General features: G+C 69.4%; 13 protein-coding genes and 1 tRNA gene. 8 read left to right on the top strand and 6 right to left on the bottom strand.

Annotation, left to right across the window (positions count from 1 at the left end; translation table 11 throughout):
- Positions 1-3 precede the first annotated feature (3 nt).
- From AB6A65_RS10725 to AB6A65_RS10715, 3 genes are all read left to right on the top strand, one after another.
- Positions 4-1,341, top strand: coding sequence for a serine hydrolase domain-containing protein (locus AB6A65_RS10725; protein WP_371038377.1), 1,338 nt, complete (start codon positions 4-6; stop codon positions 1,339-1,341).
- Positions 1,338-1,631 carry a hypothetical protein gene (locus AB6A65_RS10720; protein WP_371038376.1) on the top strand — a complete coding sequence of 98 codons (294 nt, stop codon included), beginning with the start codon at positions 1,338-1,340 and terminating at the stop codon, positions 1,629-1,631. Before AB6A65_RS10725 ends, AB6A65_RS10720 begins: the two co-directional genes overlap by 4 nt.
- 119 nt (positions 1,632-1,750) lie before the next feature.
- On the top strand, positions 1,751-2,176 hold the full coding sequence (locus AB6A65_RS10715) for a DUF2267 domain-containing protein (protein WP_371038375.1): 426 nt from the start codon (positions 1,751-1,753) through the stop codon (positions 2,174-2,176).
- 143 nt (positions 2,177-2,319) lie between these two features.
- Here AB6A65_RS10715 and AB6A65_RS10710 read toward each other — a convergent pair whose 3' ends face one another.
- From AB6A65_RS10710 to pdxH, 5 genes are all read right to left on the bottom strand, one after another.
- The gene (locus AB6A65_RS10710) at positions 2,320-5,994 is read right to left on the bottom strand and encodes a vitamin B12-dependent ribonucleotide reductase (RefSeq protein WP_371038374.1); all 3,675 of its coding nucleotides are present in this window, start codon (positions 5,992-5,994) and stop codon (positions 2,320-2,322) included.
- A gap of 377 nt (positions 5,995-6,371) precedes the next feature.
- Positions 6,372-6,448: transfer RNA gene (locus AB6A65_RS10705), tRNA-Pro, on the bottom strand.
- 41 nt (positions 6,449-6,489) lie between these two features.
- Positions 6,490-6,966: a DUF192 domain-containing protein gene (locus AB6A65_RS10700; RefSeq protein WP_371038373.1), complete on the bottom strand. Its 477-nt coding sequence runs from the start codon at positions 6,964-6,966 to the stop codon at positions 6,490-6,492.
- Positions 6,936-7,469, bottom strand: a complete 534-nt coding sequence (locus AB6A65_RS10695; RefSeq protein WP_371038372.1) for a cold-shock protein — start codon at positions 7,467-7,469, stop codon at positions 6,936-6,938. Before AB6A65_RS10695 ends, AB6A65_RS10700 begins: the two co-directional genes overlap by 31 nt.
- A 135-nt stretch (positions 7,470-7,604) precedes the next feature.
- Positions 7,605-8,210, bottom strand: coding sequence for a pyridoxamine 5'-phosphate oxidase (gene pdxH, locus AB6A65_RS10690; protein ID WP_371038371.1), 606 nt, complete (start codon positions 8,208-8,210; stop codon positions 7,605-7,607).
- Positions 8,211-8,319: 109 nt separating this feature from the next.
- On the opposite strand from pdxH, the gene fabI reads away from it, so the two are divergent.
- From fabI to trpE, 5 genes are read left to right on the top strand one after another with little or no spacing between them, the layout of a single operon-like run.
- Entirely contained in the window at positions 8,320-9,126 is an 807-nt protein-coding gene (gene fabI, locus AB6A65_RS10685) for an enoyl-ACP reductase FabI (protein ID WP_371038370.1), read from the top strand.
- A gap of 4 nt (positions 9,127-9,130) precedes the next feature.
- The gene (gene gpt / locus AB6A65_RS10680; RefSeq protein WP_371038369.1) at positions 9,131-9,631 is read left to right on the top strand and encodes a xanthine phosphoribosyltransferase; all 501 of its coding nucleotides are present in this window, start codon (positions 9,131-9,133) and stop codon (positions 9,629-9,631) included.
- 18 nt (positions 9,632-9,649) lie between these two features.
- The gene (locus AB6A65_RS10675) at positions 9,650-10,849 is read left to right on the top strand and encodes an aminotransferase (protein ID WP_371038368.1); all 1,200 of its coding nucleotides are present in this window, start codon (positions 9,650-9,652) and stop codon (positions 10,847-10,849) included.
- A 32-nt stretch (positions 10,850-10,881) separates the two neighbouring features.
- Positions 10,882-12,729, top strand: a complete 1,848-nt coding sequence (locus AB6A65_RS10670) for a peptidyl-prolyl cis-trans isomerase (protein ID WP_371038367.1) — start codon at positions 10,882-10,884, stop codon at positions 12,727-12,729.
- Positions 12,730-12,739: 10 nt separating this feature from the next.
- Positions 12,740-14,251, top strand: coding sequence for an anthranilate synthase component I (trpE, locus tag AB6A65_RS10665; RefSeq protein ID WP_371038366.1), 1,512 nt, complete (start codon positions 12,740-12,742; stop codon positions 14,249-14,251).
- A gap of 129 nt (positions 14,252-14,380) precedes the next feature.
- On the opposite strand, the gene AB6A65_RS10660 is transcribed toward trpE, so the two are convergent.
- Positions 14,381-15,418 (bottom strand): divergent polysaccharide deacetylase family protein (locus tag AB6A65_RS10660; protein ID WP_371038365.1); only part of this gene is annotated, 1,038 nt, incomplete at its 5' end.

Raw genomic sequence — 15,418 nt, 5'->3', positions numbered from 1 at the left:
GGAATGCCGAACCAGATCAACATATCCCGGTACGCCGCGGGGGCTCTCGTCGTCGCGGCGGGCCTCGCCGCGACGGCGGCCCCGGCCCAGGAGACGCTCGACGCGCGCCGATCCGATCCGCGGGTCATGGGATGGATGCAGGGCTTCCCGCCCCCGCCCGACAAGCTGATCACGCAGCCGGATTCCAACTATTTCAGCTTTCCGAAGCTGCGCTGGTCGGTCTGCCACCTCCGTGAATTCCTTCCCACCGAGCAGATCAGCCGCGGCCTCGGCGCACCGAAGCCGCTCGACTACCCGCCGCCGCATGAATTCGCCGCGATGCGCGCGGAGATCGACGCGCTGACCTTCCTGCCGATGGACAGCGACGAAGAGATGACGTGGGTAGACTCGCTCTACGCCAACTACACCGACGGGATGCTCATCATCCACGAGGGCCGCGTCGTCTACGAACGCTACTTCGGCTGCCTCGAGGAGGACGGCAAGCACGCGGCCATGTCCATGACGAAATCAGTCACCGGGTTGCTGGCCGAGATCATGGTCGTCGAGGGTGCGCTGGACGACACGGCGCTCGTGCGCGACATCATCCCCGAGATCGGCGAAAGCGCCTTCGCGACGGCGACGGTCCGCCAGGTCATGGACATGACGACGGGCGTGCAATATTCGGAGGATTATTCCGATCCGAACGCCGACATCTGGCGCTATTCCGCCGCTGCGAGCCCCCTGCCGAAACCCGAGGGCTCCGAAGGGCCTGACGGCTACTGGGAATACCTCCAGCAGGTGAAGCCCGAGGGCGCGCACGGCGACGCCTTCCATTACAAGACGATCAACTCCGACATGCTCGGCTGGATCATCAGCCGCGTCTCGGACAAGTCCGTGACCGAGCTCGCGTCGGAGCGGCTCTGGCGGCCGATGGGCGCCGAGCAGGACGCCTATCAGACGGTGGACGGCAAGGGCGTGCCCTTCGCCGGCGGCGGGCTCACCGCCGGTCTGCGCGACCTCGGGCGGCTGGGCCTTCTGATGTTGAACGAGGGCGAGATCTTCGGCGCGCGTCTGTTCCCGGCCGAGGTGGTGACGAATATCCGCGCCGGCGGCGACCCGGCCAGATTCCGGGGTTTCCCGACGATTCCGAACGGCAGCTACACCAGCCAGTGGTGGGTCTTTCACAACGAGAACGGGGCCTTCGCCGCACGCGGCGTGCACGGTCAGACGATCTATGTCGACCCGAGGGCGGAGATGGTGCTCGTCCGCTTCGCGTCCTTTCCGCAAGCGCAGAACGGGTTCATCGATCCGACATCGCTGCCCGCCTACCAGGCCGTCGCAGACCATCTCATGGCACGATGAGCCGCCACGCGAGTGCCGTCGCCCCCGATCTTACCGAAAAGGCCCCCTTCGCGATGGCCGCGGGGCTGTTCGGCTCGGTTCTGGCGGTCACCTGTGCCAAGGCCTTCGCGGAAGTCGTCTCGGGGGAGATCGGGCGCGGCGGAAAGGGCCCGAGGGCGAGCGTCCGGTCGGCCTGGCGTCACGCCCGCGCGACCCTCGTCGCGGCGAACCTGCCGAGCCTCCTGTTGCGCGCGGCCGGTTTCGGCGGCATCGGCTGCGCGCCCGCCGGGATGCAATACATCCTCTACTGAGCGCGGCGCAGCGGACGTCCGAGAGCCCTACCGGCAGGGCCCACCGTTGCCCGCGATCAATGCGGGGCCCGCCGGGCGGGTCTAGCCTTCGGCCCTGATCGCGCCTGAGGGAGCCCACCATGACCACGACCGGACTTGCCACGATCGACACCGCGCCGCAGGTGTTCGCCGAGTGGCTGAACGCCCTTTGCCACGATCTCGGCTGGCGCGAAAATGGCCGCGCCTACCTGCTCTTGCGCAGCACGCTTCACGCGCTTCGCGATTTCCTGACCATCGACGAGGCGGCGCAGCTCGCCGCGCAGCTTCCCGTGCTGGTGCGCGGGGTCTACTACGACGGGTGGGATCCGTCGGGAACGCCGGTCAAGCCGCGCAACAAGTCCGATTTCCTGGCCCGGATCGAGGCGCATTTCGACAAGACGCCGCTCGACGACACCGAGCGCGCGGTCATGGCCGTCTTCGACCTGCTGGAGCGTCGGGTGTCGGAAGGCGAGATCGCGCAGGTGCGCCATGCGCTGCGCAGGCCGCTGCAGGAGCTTTGGGACTGAGCCGGCAGGAAAAAGGGGGACCCGAAGGCCCCCCGTGAGTTTCGCAGTCCAGGCTTGTATTCACCGCTCGGATTTCTCGCCTGTCGCCTGAACGCCGGACGGGACGGGCACCGCCGCGCCCCGGAAACCCGCTGTCGCGGGTATCAGCTGCACCCGGAGGTCGCCCCGCAGGTGTTGCATTTCATGCAGGTGCCGTTGCGCACCAGCGTGTAGTTGCCGCATTCGCCGCACGCCTCGCCCTCGTAGCCCTGCATCCGCGCGCGGGTGGCGGCGTCGAGGGGAGCGGCGGTTTCCATCATCGCCGTCGCCGCCATCACCGTGGCGCTGGTGCGGGTCGTCTCGGGCGCGAGGGTCTGCAGCGGGGCCGCCGCGTCGTCGGGCCGGGCGAAGCCCCGGGCCGAGGGCTGGCCGCCCTGCAGCACCACCAGTTCCTGCGGCAGGCGCTTGCGGAGATAGCCGGTGGAGCTGATCTGCTTGAGCACCTCCAGCGACTTCGACGCCGTGCTTTCCGACAGTTCCCTGACGTTCGACACGCCTTCCTCCTCGCCGCGGCCGAGGTCGTCGAAGGTCGCGCCCTCCGGCTTGACGTGGGCGAGATCCGTCCGGTCGAGATAGCTCACGGCAAGCTCGCGGAAGATGTAGTCGAGGATCGAGGTCGCGTTCTTGATCGAGTCGTTGCCCTGCACCAGCCCGGCGGGCTCGAACTTGGTGAAGGTGAAGGCATCGACGAACTCCTCGAGCGGCACGCCGTATTGCAGGCCAACCGAGACCGCGATGGCGAAGTTGTTCATCATCGCGCGGAAGCCCGCGCCCTCCTTGTGCATGTCGATGAAGATCTCGCCAAGCTGGCCGTCCGCGTATTCGCCGGTGCGCAGATAGACCTTGTGGCCGCCCACTATGGCCTTCTGCGTGTAGCCCTTGCGACGTTCCGGCAGCTTGCTGCGCGCGGCGCGGGAGATCTCCTTGACCACGATCTTCTCGACCACCTTCTCGGCCAGCACCTGCGCCTTTTCCTGCGGCGTGCCGCTTTCCAGCACCTCGGCGGCCTCGTCGTCGTCCTCCACGAGCGCGGCGGCGAGCGGCTGCGACAGCTTGGAGCCGTCACGGTAGAGCGCGTTGGCCTTCACGCCGAGGCTCCAGGAAAGCTCGTAGGCTTTCTGGCAGTCCTCGATGGTGGCGTCGTTGGGCATGTTGATCGTCTTGGAGATCGCGCCCGAGACGAAGCTCTGCGCGGCCGCCATCATGTGGATGTGGCTCTTGACCGACAGGAACCGCTTGCCCCGCTTGCCGCAGGGGTTCGCGCAGTCGAAGATGGAAAGGTGCTCGTCCTTGAGGTAGGGCGCGCCCTCCAGCGTCATCGTTCCGCAGACGTGGTCGTTCGCGGCGTCGATCTCGGCCTTGGTGAAGCCCAGGTGACGCAGCAGGTCGAAGGAGGGATCGTTGAGCTTCTCGGGCGCGATGCCCAGCCGCTCGCGGCAGAACTCCTCGCCCAGCGTCCACTGGTTGAAGACGAAGCGGATGTCGAAGGCCTGCCCGAGCGCCGCCTCCACGCGCGCCAGCGCCGCGTCGTCGAAACCCTTGGCGCGCAGCGTCGACACGTTGATCGCCGGCGCCTGACCGATGGAGCCGTGGCCGACGGCGTAGGCGACGATCTCCTCGATCTGGGCCGAGCCGTAGCCAAGCTTCTCGAGCGCGGCCGGCACCGAGCGGTTGATGATCTTGAAATAGCCGCCGCCCGCGAGCTTCTTGAACTTCACCAGCGCGAAGTCGGGCTCGATCCCGGTCGTGTCGCAATCCATCACCAGCCCGATCGTGCCGGTGGGCGCGATGACGGTGGCCTGCGCGTTGCGGTAGCCGTGCTTCTGGCCGAGCGCGAGCGCCTCGTCCCAGGCCGCCATGGCGAGCTCCACCAGCCGCGCGTCGGGGCAGTTCGCATGGTCGAGCGGCACCGGCTTCACCGCGAGATCCTCGTAGCCGTGGCCGTTTCCGTGGGCCGCGTTGCGGTGGTTGCGGATGACGCGGAGCATGTGCGCGCGGTTGCGCTCGTAGCCCGCGAAGGGGCCGACCTCGCTCGCGATCTCGGCGGAGGTGGCATAGGCCACGCCCGTCATGATCGCGCTGAGCGCGCCGCAGAGCGCGCGGCCCTCGTCCGAATCGTAGCCGTAGCCCATCTGCATGAGCAGCCCGCCGATATTGGCGTAGCCCAGCCCGAGCGTCCGGAACTCGTAGGAGAGCTGCGCGATCTCCTTCGACGGGAACTGCGCCATCAGCACGCTGATCTCGAGCGTGAGGGTCCAGAGCCGGGAGGCGTGGATGTAGTCGTCCGCCTGGAACACGCCGTCCTCGAGGAAGCTCAGCAGGTTCATCGAGGCCAGGTTGCAGGCGGTGTCGTCGAGGAACATGTATTCCGAGCACGGGTTCGAGCCGCGGATCGGCCCGTCCTGGGGGCAGGTGTGCCAGGCGTTCACGGTGTCGTGGAACTGGATGCCGGGATCGGCGCAGGCCCAGGCGGCGTGGCCGATCTGCTCCCAGAGCTCGCGCGCCTTGACGGTCTTCGCCACCTCGCCGTCGGTGCGGCGGTAGAGTTCCCAGTCGGCGTCGTCGCGCACCGCCTGCAGGAAGGCGTCGGTCACGCGCACCGAGTTGTTGGAATTCTGGCCGGAGACGCTGGCATAGGCCTCGCTGTCCCAGTCGGTGTCATAGGTCGGAAACTCGATCGAGGTGTAGCCCTGCCGCGCGTAGTCGAGCACGCGCTTCACGTAGGTTTCCGGGATCTGGCCCTTCTTGGCCGCGCGGATCGCGGTTTTCAGCGACGCGTTCTTCGCCGGGTCCACCGCGTCCTCGACGGCGCCGTCCCAGGCGCCGATCGCCGCGAAGATGTCGTTGAGCCGCGCCTCGTGCATCTTCGAGCCGGCGACGATGGAGGCAACCTTCTGCTCCTCGATCACCTTCCAGTTGATGAACGCCTCGATGTCGGGGTGGTCGACGTCGCAGATCACCATCTTCGCCGCGCGGCGCGTGGTGCCGCCCGACTTGATCGCGCCCGCCGCGCGATCGCCGATCTTCAGAAAGCCCATGAGGCCCGAGGACTTGCCGCCGCCCGAGAGCTTCTCGCCCTCGCCGCGCAGCTGGCTGAAATTCGTGCCGGTGCCCGAGCCGTACTTGAAGAGCCGCGCCTCGCGCACCCACAGATCCATGATGCCGCCCTCGTTCACGAGGTCGTCGGCCACCGACTGGATGAAGCAGGCATGCGGCTGCGGATGCTCGTAGGCCGACTTCGCCTTGGTGAGCTTGCCGGTCCTGTAATCCACGTAGTGATGGCCCTGGCTCGGCCCGTCGATGCCGTAGGCCCAGTGCAGGCCGGTGTTGAACCACTGCGGAGAGTTGGGCGCGGCGCGCTGGGTCGCCAGCATGTGGCGCATCTCGTCGTAGTAGGCGCGCGCGTCTTCCTCTGTCGTGAAGTAGCCGCCCTTCCAGCCCCAATACGCCCAGGCGCCCGCCAGCCGGTCGAAGACCTGCCGCGCGCGCGTCTCGCCGCCGAATCCGTCATTGTCGTCCGCCGGCACCGAACGCCACAGGAATTCCGGCACGTCCTTTTCGCGCACCTTCTTCAGCTTGTTGGGCACGCCCGCCTTACGAAAATATTTCTGCGCGATCACGTCCGAGGCGACCTGGCTCCAGGAGGCCGGAACCTCCACCTCGTCGAGCCGGAACACGACGGTGCCGTCGGGGTTGCGGATCTCGGAGGCCGTGGTGACGAAGTCGAGCCCGGTATACGCGTCCTGTCCTGCCTTCGTGAATTTTCTGTCGATCTTCATGTGCCCGCAATCCCCGTGTCGGTCGTTCCATTTCCGGACGGCGGCGCCATCCGGCCGGGCCGCCGCCTGTTGGCCGCCCTGCTCTGTCCGGGGATCCGTCGGACCCCCGGCCGCGCGCCCGGCGGACGCGCCNNNAACTGGCGTAATTGGGCGGTGACCGTCAACGGAATTTTTAACGTTGCGCGCGGCTTTTTGGCCTTGACCCGCGCGTTTTTCCGTAGCCCGCCCTGCCCCGCTCCGGAGTCGCTGCCAGCAAAACGGACGCTACGTCAGCCCGTTACGCGCGCAACCTCGATACCGGCGCGGTCCGAGGCTGCGCGGGGCGCGTTTCGTGCAGTGTTGCGGAGGGGCCGCAGAAGTCCGGGGAAAGGCCTTCGTGGTCGGGGCGGCGAGATTCGAACTCACGACCTTCTGTACCCAAAACAGACGCGCTACCAAGCTGCGCTACGCCCCGACTGGCGCTTCAATACCCGCGAGCGGGCCGGGTGAAAAGCCCTACTCGCAGGGCCAGGCGGCGTCGTCTCCGAAGGCGGGGTGGCGCATCTCGGTGCCGGGTGCGATTCCCATCGCCTCGGCCTTACCGCCATTGATCTCGAGCACCGCGAAGATCTCGCGCCCGCCGGGAATCGGGGTGCGGTCGCCCGGCACGGCATTCGAATGAACGCGGCGGACCGTGCCGCTGACGTCGGCGAAGATCATGTCGAGCGGGATGAGCGTGTTCTCCATCCAGAACGCCACCGGCTGCGGACGCTCGTAGACGAAGAGCATCCCCGCGGTTTCGGGCAGGCTTTCGCGGAACATTAGGCCCTGCGCGCGCTCCTCGGGGTCGTCGGCGACCTCGACGGTGAACCGTGCCTCGCCCCAGTCGCCGCGCAGCCATACGACGTCCTCGCGGCACGCGCCCGCGGACGCGGCGCCGCCCGCGACGGCCAGGGCGAGCGTCAGCGCTTTTCCGAGAGCGCGGCTTCCCATGCCAGCACCTCCGTCGCCATGAAGCCGCGCTTGCCTTCGATCACGCGCACCGCCAGCGCCTCTCCGGGCTGCAGATCGGCAAGCCCGGAGCGCCGCAGGACCTCGATATGAACGAAGACGTCCTCGCTCCGGCCGAAGACGTTGGCGAAGCCGAAGCCCTTGGCCGTGTCGAACCATTTCACGCGGGCGGGCTCGAGGGGCGCGGCGCGCAACTCCTCGGGGTCGTAGCCCTCGAAATCCGCGAGGGTCGCGGGACCGGTGCCTTCGGGCGGCTTTATGTCGAGCACCGCGACCGCCTGCATCCCGCGCGCGGTCTGCTGCGCCGTGATCTCGACCTGCGCCCCATCGGCGATCGAACTCTGCCCGAAGTTCCGCAAGACATTGGCATGAAGCAGGATGTCGGGGCCGCCCTCTTCAGCAACCACGAACCCGAAACCCTTCGCAGGGTCGAACCACTTCACATGGCCCCGCAAGCGGCGCGGCTCTTCGATGGAGTCCGTCACTCCGCATCCAATCAATTTCATCCCCATGGCAAGTGTTGCGCCAAAGCGGCGTGCGATTGCAAGTTAATTAAGGCGCAACGTTTCAACCGCTTACCAGCGTGCCGAATGCGGCGACACCCGTCGCGTCGGGTCAATTCAGGGGTTGAGCCGGGCAATGTCCCACGCCGCGTCGGCGCCCGCGCGGCGCCAGCGGAAGCGGTCATGCAACCGAAAGGCGCCGTCGGCCCAGAACTCGATCTCGAGAGGCGTGATGCGGAATCCGCCCCAATGCGGCGGCCGCGCGGGCGCGGTGCCGCTGCGCGCCGCCACGCGGGCCACCTCCGCCATGAGCGCCGCGCGGCTTTCGAGCGGCTCGGACTGGCGCGAGGCCCATGCGCCGAGCCGGCTCTTGATCGAGCGGGAGGCGAAATAGGCGTCGGCCTTGGGCCCGTCCTCGCGGCTGACCGTGCCGCGCACGCGGATCTGCCGGCGCAGGCTTTTCCAGTGGATGACGAAGGCGGCCTTGCCCGCCGCGGCGATCTCGCGGCCCTTGGCGCTGTCGTAGTTGGTGTAGAAGACGAAGGCGTCGGCCTCGATCTCCTTGAGCAGCACCATGCGCACGTTGGGCAGGCCCGCCTCGTCCACCGTCGCGAGCGCGATGGCGTTGGGATCGTTGATCTCCTGCGCCTCGGCCTCGGCCAGCCAGGCCCGCGCGATGGCGAAGGGATCGTCGCCCTCGAAGATGCCGGTTCGGTCGCTCATCGCCTTCTCCTTCCTCGCGCCGTGCAGGGGCGCTGTCCGGGCCGCACTTGATGCCCCCAAGTCGATCGCCTAAAGGACGGCGAGGCGCGGGACAGGCAGGAGACAGCCCATGACGAATACCCTGATGGCGGGCAAGCGCGGACTAATCATGGGGCTGGCGAATGACAAGTCCATCGCCTGGGGCGTCGCGCGCGCCTGCGCCGGCGCCGGGGCGGAGCTTGCCTTCTCCTACCAGGGCGAGGCGCTCAAGAAGCGCGTGGGCCCGCTGGCCGCCCAGCTCGGCAGCGATATCGTGCTGCCTTGCGACGTGGGCGACGAGGCCTCCATCGACGCGCTCTTCGCCGAGCTGAAGGAGCGCTGGGACCGCCTCGATTTCATCGTTCACGCCATCGGCTTTTCCGACAAGGGCGAACTGCGGGGCCGCTACGTGGACACGAGCCGCAAGAACTTCGCCACGACCATGGACATCTCGGTCTATTCCTTCACCGCGGTCGTTGCCCGCGCGGAAAAGATGATGAGCGAAGGCGGCTCCTGCCTCACGCTGACCTATTACGGCGCCGAGCGCGTGATGCCGCATTACAACGTCATGGGGGTGGCCAAGGCCGGGCTCGAGGCCAGCGTGCGCTATCTCGCCGAGGATCTGGGCAAGGACGGCATCCGCGTGAACGCGATCAGCGCCGGCCCGATCAAGACGCTTGCGGCCTCCGGCATCGGCGATTTCCGCTACATCATGAAGTGGAACGAGTACAATTCACCCCTGCGCCGCAACGTGACGCTGGAGGATGTCGGCAAGTCGGCGCTCTACCTGCTGTCGGATCTCGGCTCCGGCGTCACCGGGGAGGTGCATCACGTGGACGCGGGCTACCACGTCGTCGGCATGAAGGCCGTGGACGCGCCGGACATCACCAAGGGCTGAGGCAATGGACAGACTTCCCCACGAAAAGGGCTTCCACGTCAGCTGGGATCAGCTTCACCGCGACGCCCGGGCGCTGGCCTGGCGGCTCGACGGGCACGGGCCCGGCGACGGCGGCTGGCGGATGGTGGTGGCGATCACGCGGGGCGGCATGGCGCCGGCGATGATCGTCGCGCGGGAGCTCGACATCCGCACGGTCGACACGATCAGCGTGAAATCCTACAACCACCAGGAGCGCACCGAACCCCGCATCATCAAGGCGCCCAACATGGACCTTGTGGGCGACGGCACGGGCGTGCTGATCGTGGACGATCTCGTGGACACGGGCCGCACCCTAGAGGTGGTGCGCGCGACGATGCCCAATGCGCATGTCGCCACCGTCTACGCCAAGCCGATGGGCCGCGGCCAGGTGGACACCTTCATCACCGAGGTGAGCCAGGACACCTGGATCTTCTTTCCCTGGGACATGGCGCTCCAGTATGTCGAACCCTATCGCGGCACAGACTGATCCCGTGGCGGCTGCAGCATGACCAGCCGCACCGCCGCCACTTTCGCGCCCCCGGTGATGGAGGCGCGGCGCTGGCTCGAGGGGGCAGAGATGCCCCCGGGCCGGCCGCTTCTGAACGTGAGCCAGGCCGCGCCCGTCGATCCCCCGCCGGAGGCGCTCCGCGCCGAGATGGCGCGGCTCGTCCAGGAAGAGCCGGAGGTGCATCTTTACGGCCCCGTGCTCGGCCACCCTGAGCTGCGCGCCGAGATCGCGCGGCGCTGGGGCGCGGGGTATGGCGGGCAGATCGCGGCCGAGCAGGTGGCGATCACCGCCGGCTGCAACCAGGCCTTCTGCGCCGCGATCGCGGCGCTTGCCGGCGAGGGGGACGAGGTGATCCTTCCGACCCCGTGGTATTTCAACCACAAGATGTGGCTCGACATGGCCGGCGTCGCCGCGGTGCCGCTGCCGACGGGCGCCGGGCTGCTGCCGGATCCCGAGCGCGCCGCCGCGCTTGTCACGCCGCGCACCCGCGCCATCGTGCTGGTGACGCCCAACAACCCCTGCGGCGTGGAATACCCTCCCGAACTCGTCATGGAGTTCTACGCGCTGGCGCGGTCGCGCGGCCTCGTGCTCATCCTCGACGAAACCTACCGGGATTTCGACGTGCGCACCGGTCCGCCGCACGCGCTTTTCACCGACCCGGACTGGCCGGAAGCCTTCGTCCACCTCTACTCGTTCTCCAAGGCCTACCGCCTCACCGGGCATCGCACCGGCGCACTCGTCGCGTCGCGCACGATCCTCGCCGAGGCCGAGAAGTTCCTCGACACCGTGGCGATCTGCGCGCCCCAGCTTGGCCAGCGCGCTGCGCTCTGGGGGATGCGGAACCTCGCGCAGTGGCTCGCGGGCGAGCGGGCCGAGATCCTCGACCGCCGTGCGGCGATCGGCGACGGCATGGCCCGGCTCGAGGACCGGGGCTGGCGGCTGCACGGCGTGGGCGCCTATTTCGCCTGGCTCGAACACCCGTTCGAGATGCCCTCGGACGCGCTCGCCCCCGCGCTGGTGCGCGAGGCGGGCGTCCTCGCCCTGCCCGGGACGATGTTCACGCCGGCCGACGACGCCTCCGGCGCCCGCGCGCTCCGCATCGCCTACGCCAACGTCGACCGGGCCGGCATCGACGCGCTCTTCGAGCGGCTGGCGGCGCTTCCGTTCCCGCTTGCGAGCGCGCCGGGCGGCCACTAGACAACCCGAGCCAGGTTCCGAAGGGAGACGTCATGTCCGCGCGCGCCAGCATCTCGAAAACCCTCGTCTGGATCCTTCTGGGGCTTCTCATCATCGGCCTCGCGGGGTTCGGCGCCACGAACCTGTCGGGCACGATCCGCACCGTGGGCACCGTGGGCGACAAGCCGATCTCGGTCGATGCGTATGCCCGCGCGCTGCAGGACGAGCTGCGCGCGATAAGCGCCGAGACGGGCCGCGCCGTCACCTTCCAGGAGGCGCGTGCCGCGGGGCTCGACCAGCAGGTGCTGGCGCGGCTGATCACGACCGCCGCGCTCGACCACGAGACCGCGCGGCTCGGTATCTCGGTGGGCGATGCGACGCTCGCCGGCCAGCTTCGCGAAATCCCCGCCTTCCAGGGCCCCGACGGCACGTTCGACCGCGAAGCCTACCGCGTCAGGCTGGACAGCGTGGGCCTGACGGAGGCCGAATTCGAGGAAGATCTGCGCGAGGAGACCGCGCGCACGCTGGTGCAGGGCGCGGTGCTTGCCGGCACCCCCGCCCCCGACGCGCTGAGCGATCGTCTTCTGGGCTATCTGGGCGAGCGCCGGGATTTCACCTGGGCGACCCTGGCCCCAGAAGACCTCGCAACCCCGCTGCCCGAGCCCACCGAGAGCGATCTTCGCGCCTACTACGAGGCCAACATCGACGCGTTCACGGCGCCCGAGACGCGGGCCATCACCTACGCGTGGCTCACGCCCGAGATGATCCTCGACACGGTGCAGGTGGACGAGGCGGCGCTGCGCGAGCTTTACGAGGAGCGCTCGGAGCAGTTCAACCAGCCCGAACGGCGGCTGGTGGAGCGTCTGGTCTTCGCCGACGAGACCGCCGCTGCGGAGGCGATGGCGCGGCTCGAGGCGGGAGAGACCGATTTCGACGCGCTCGTCGAGGAGCGCGGCCTGACGCTGTCGGACGTGGATCTCGGCGATGTGTCGCGCGACGAGCTCGACGCGGCGGCGGGCGCGGTCTTCGACGCCGGCACCGGCGACGTGGTGGGCCCCGCCCCCTCCCCCCTCGGCCCCGCGCTCTACCGCGTCAACGCCATCCTGAACGCACAGGAGACGAGCTTCGAGGAGGCGCGTGAGCTTCTCCGCGAGGAACTGGCGATGTCGCGCGCGCGGCGCGTGGTCGAGAACCAGGCCGAGGGGATGGACGACCTGCTCGCCGGCGGCGCCACGCTCGAGGATCTGGCCGCCGAGACGGAGATGCGTCTCGGGCAGATCGACTGGCACCCGGGCGTCGAGGACGGGATCGCCGCCTACGAGGACTTCCGCACCGCCGCCGCGCGCGTCGGAGAGGACGACTACCCGGCGGTGGAGACCTTGGGCGACGGCGGGATCTTCGCCCTGCGCCTCGACGACACGCTGCCGCCCGCGCCGCGCCCCTTCGACGAGGTCGAAGAGCAGGTGCGCGCCGGATGGGAGCGTGCCCGCGCGCTCGAGGCGCTCGCCGCCGAGGCCGAGGAGATCGCGACCGCGCTCCGCGAGGGGCGGCGCTTCGCGGCCATGGGCCTGCGCGACGCCACCGTGACCGAGGGCGCCACGCGGTCGGGCTTCGTGCCGGACGCGCCGGAGCGTCTGCTCGAGACCGTGTTCGAGATGGACACAGGCGAGGTGCGCGTGATCGAGGGCGACGGGCGCGTCGTCATCGCCCGGCTCGACGCCGCGACGCCGCCGGACCGCGACGACCCCGCCACCGCCGAGCTTGCCGAGGCGATCGAGCGGCAGGTCTCCGGCGGGATCGCGCAGGACCTGTTCGAGGCCTATCTCCGCGAGATCCGCGCCCGTGCCGGCGTGCAACTCGACCAGGCCGCGATCAACGCCGTTCACGCCCAGTTCCAGTAAGGTCGGCCAGATGAGCATCACTCCGGATTTCGCCGCGTTCGAAACGGGATACGAGGCGGGGCTCAACCAGCTTGTCTGGATCCGGCTCGCGGCCGACCTGGATACGCCCGTCTCGCTGATGCTGAAGCTCGCCGGCCCGTCGCGCGACGCGTTCATGCTCGAATCCGTGACCGGCGGCGAGGTGCGCGGGCGCTATTCGATCATCGGCATGAAGCCCGATCTCGTCTGGGAGTGCCGCGGGACGGAAAGCCGGATCAACCGCACCGCGCGCTTCGACCCCGATGCCTTCGAGGTGGAGGCTGGCGACCCTCTGGCGAACCTGCGCGCGCTCATCGCCGAAAGCCGGATCGACATGCCCGACGACCTGCCCCGCGCGGCGGCAGGGCTCTTCGGCTATCTGGGCTACGACATGATCCGCCTTGTCGAACGGCTGCCCATGGTGAACCCCGATCCGCTGGGCGTGCCCGACGCGGTGCTGCTACGCCCGTCGGTGGTGGCCGTGCTCGACGGGGTAAAGGGCGAGGTCACGGTGGTGGCGCCCGCCTGGGCGGCATCGGGCCTTTCGGCGCGGGCGGCCTATGCGCAGGCCGCCGAACGCGTGATGGACGCGGTCCGCGACCTCGAGCGCGCGCTGCCGCAGGCGAGCCGGGAGATGGGCGACGCGGGCGTGATCGCGGAGCCGGTGTCGAACTTCTCCAAGAGCGACTATCTCGCCGCGGTCGAGACGGCGAAGGACTACATCCGCGCCGGCGACATCTTCCAGGTGGTTCCCTCCCAGCGCTGGACCCAGGAGTTCCCGCTGCCGCCCTTCGCCCTCTACCGCTCGCTGCGGCGCACCAACCCCTCGCCCTTCATGTTCTACTTCGACTTTGGCGATTTCCAGGTCGTGGGGGCGAGCCCGGAAATCCTCGTGCGGGTCTTCGACCGCGAGGTGACGATCCGGCCCGTCGCCGGCACCCGCCCGCGCGGCGCCACGCCCGAGGAGGACCGCGCGCTGGCCGAAGAGCTTCTGGCCGACGAGAAGGAGCGCGCCGAGCACCTGATGCTTCTCGATCTGGGCCGCAACGACGTGGGGCGGGTGGCGAAGATCGGCACCGTGCGCCCCACCGAGCAGTACACGATCGAGCGCTATTCCCACGTCATGCATATCGTCTCGAACGTGGTGGGCGAGCTTTCGGAGGATCAGGACGCGCTTTCGGCGCTCCTTGCCGGGCTGCCGGCGGGCACGGTCTCGGGCGCGCCGAAAGTGCGCGCGATGGAGATCATCGACGAGCTCGAGCCGGAAAAGCGCGGCCTTTACGCAGGCGGCGTGGGCTATTTCTCGGCCGGCGGCGACATGGATATGTGCATCGCGCTGCGCACCGCGGTCGTGAAGGACGGCAAGCTCTACATCCAGGCCGGCGGCGGGGTCGTGCATGACAGCGACCCCGAGGCCGAATGGCAGGAGACGGTGAACAAGAGCCGCGCCATCCGCAGGGCGGCCGAGGCCGCCGCGCGGTTCACCGGATCCGGAACCGCCTGAAGCCGGGCGCTGCCAAGGGCCTTCGAAGGCCCTTGCGCGCCATCCCGAACGTGGTCTCGACGGCGATGCCGGATGCACGGGCGGGGCGAGCATCGGCCCGTCTTTGTCTGGGCCCGACGAGGCGCCAGGCTACTCGGCGTCCTGTCCGCGCATCAGCACCTTCGACACCGGCACGAGCGTCACGTTGCGCTCCCGATCCTGAAGCCCCCAGAGCAGGAGCGCGCTGATCGTTTCCGCGCGCAGCCGTCCCAGCATGACCGAGGCGCCCTCGGTGCGTGCCCGGAACGCCGCCTGATCGAGGTTGCGGCGGATCGCGTTGCTGTCTTCGCCCTCGGCGTCGATCTCCCGGAAGATCGTGACCGTGGGCACGCCCGCCCTCGCCGCGAGCGCCGCGCCGGTGTCGAGCCCTTGCGAGTGCAGGACCAGCCCGTGGCCGGTATCGGCGAGAATGGCGCCGATCTGCTCGGACAGGGCGCGGCTGCCTTGCAGCGTACCCACCTCGGCCTCGAGGACGGCCACCGCTTCGGGCACCGCGCGCGCCCATGCCTGCATCGCGACTTCGGCGTCACGGGGGCCCGCGCTGTCGGGCAGCGCGCCGAGCACCGCGACCTCGATCCCCTGCGCGCGATAGCCCCGCATCGCCGCCTCCGCCCCCTCCCAGTCGGGATCGACGGCCACCGTCAGGGGAAAGGGGAAGCCCGCGAGCGCCTCCGGGCCGAACGGGCCCGGGCCGTCGTCGAGCAGAACGATCGCCATGAGCGGCGCGCCGGCGGGCGCGTCGGACGGGACGGCGAAGCGCTCGAGCGGCGCGCGCGGGGCGGGTGCCGTTTCCGTCTCCGTCTCGCGCGCATCCGCGCCGGGCAACCGGTTGATTCGCACCTCGGGCGCAAGGTTTCCGATCGTGCCCGCCTGCCGGCCGAGCCCGGCGCGACCGTCTTCGGCCGCCGTCTCTTCGTCCGTCGGCAAGGCGGGTGCCTCCGGGCCATCCGGAGCGGCGAAATCGCTGTCGCTCGCGGGGGCGTCGGGTGCGACCGGATCGGACGTCTCGGCGGGCGGCGCGGGCCGGGACGGTGCCGCCTCGGGGGCGCGCGGCGCCTCGCCGTCGGTGGCCGGCGCGGCGAGGTCGGGCGCGGGCGCGGCCTCGGGGCGCGCGCCCCCGGCCGTCTC

This window comes from Rhodosalinus sp. FB01 (assembly GCF_041365715.1).
GTDB lineage: Bacteria > Pseudomonadota > Alphaproteobacteria > Rhodobacterales > Rhodobacteraceae > Rhodosalinus.
This window is presented reverse-complemented; position numbering and strand designations above follow the sequence as displayed.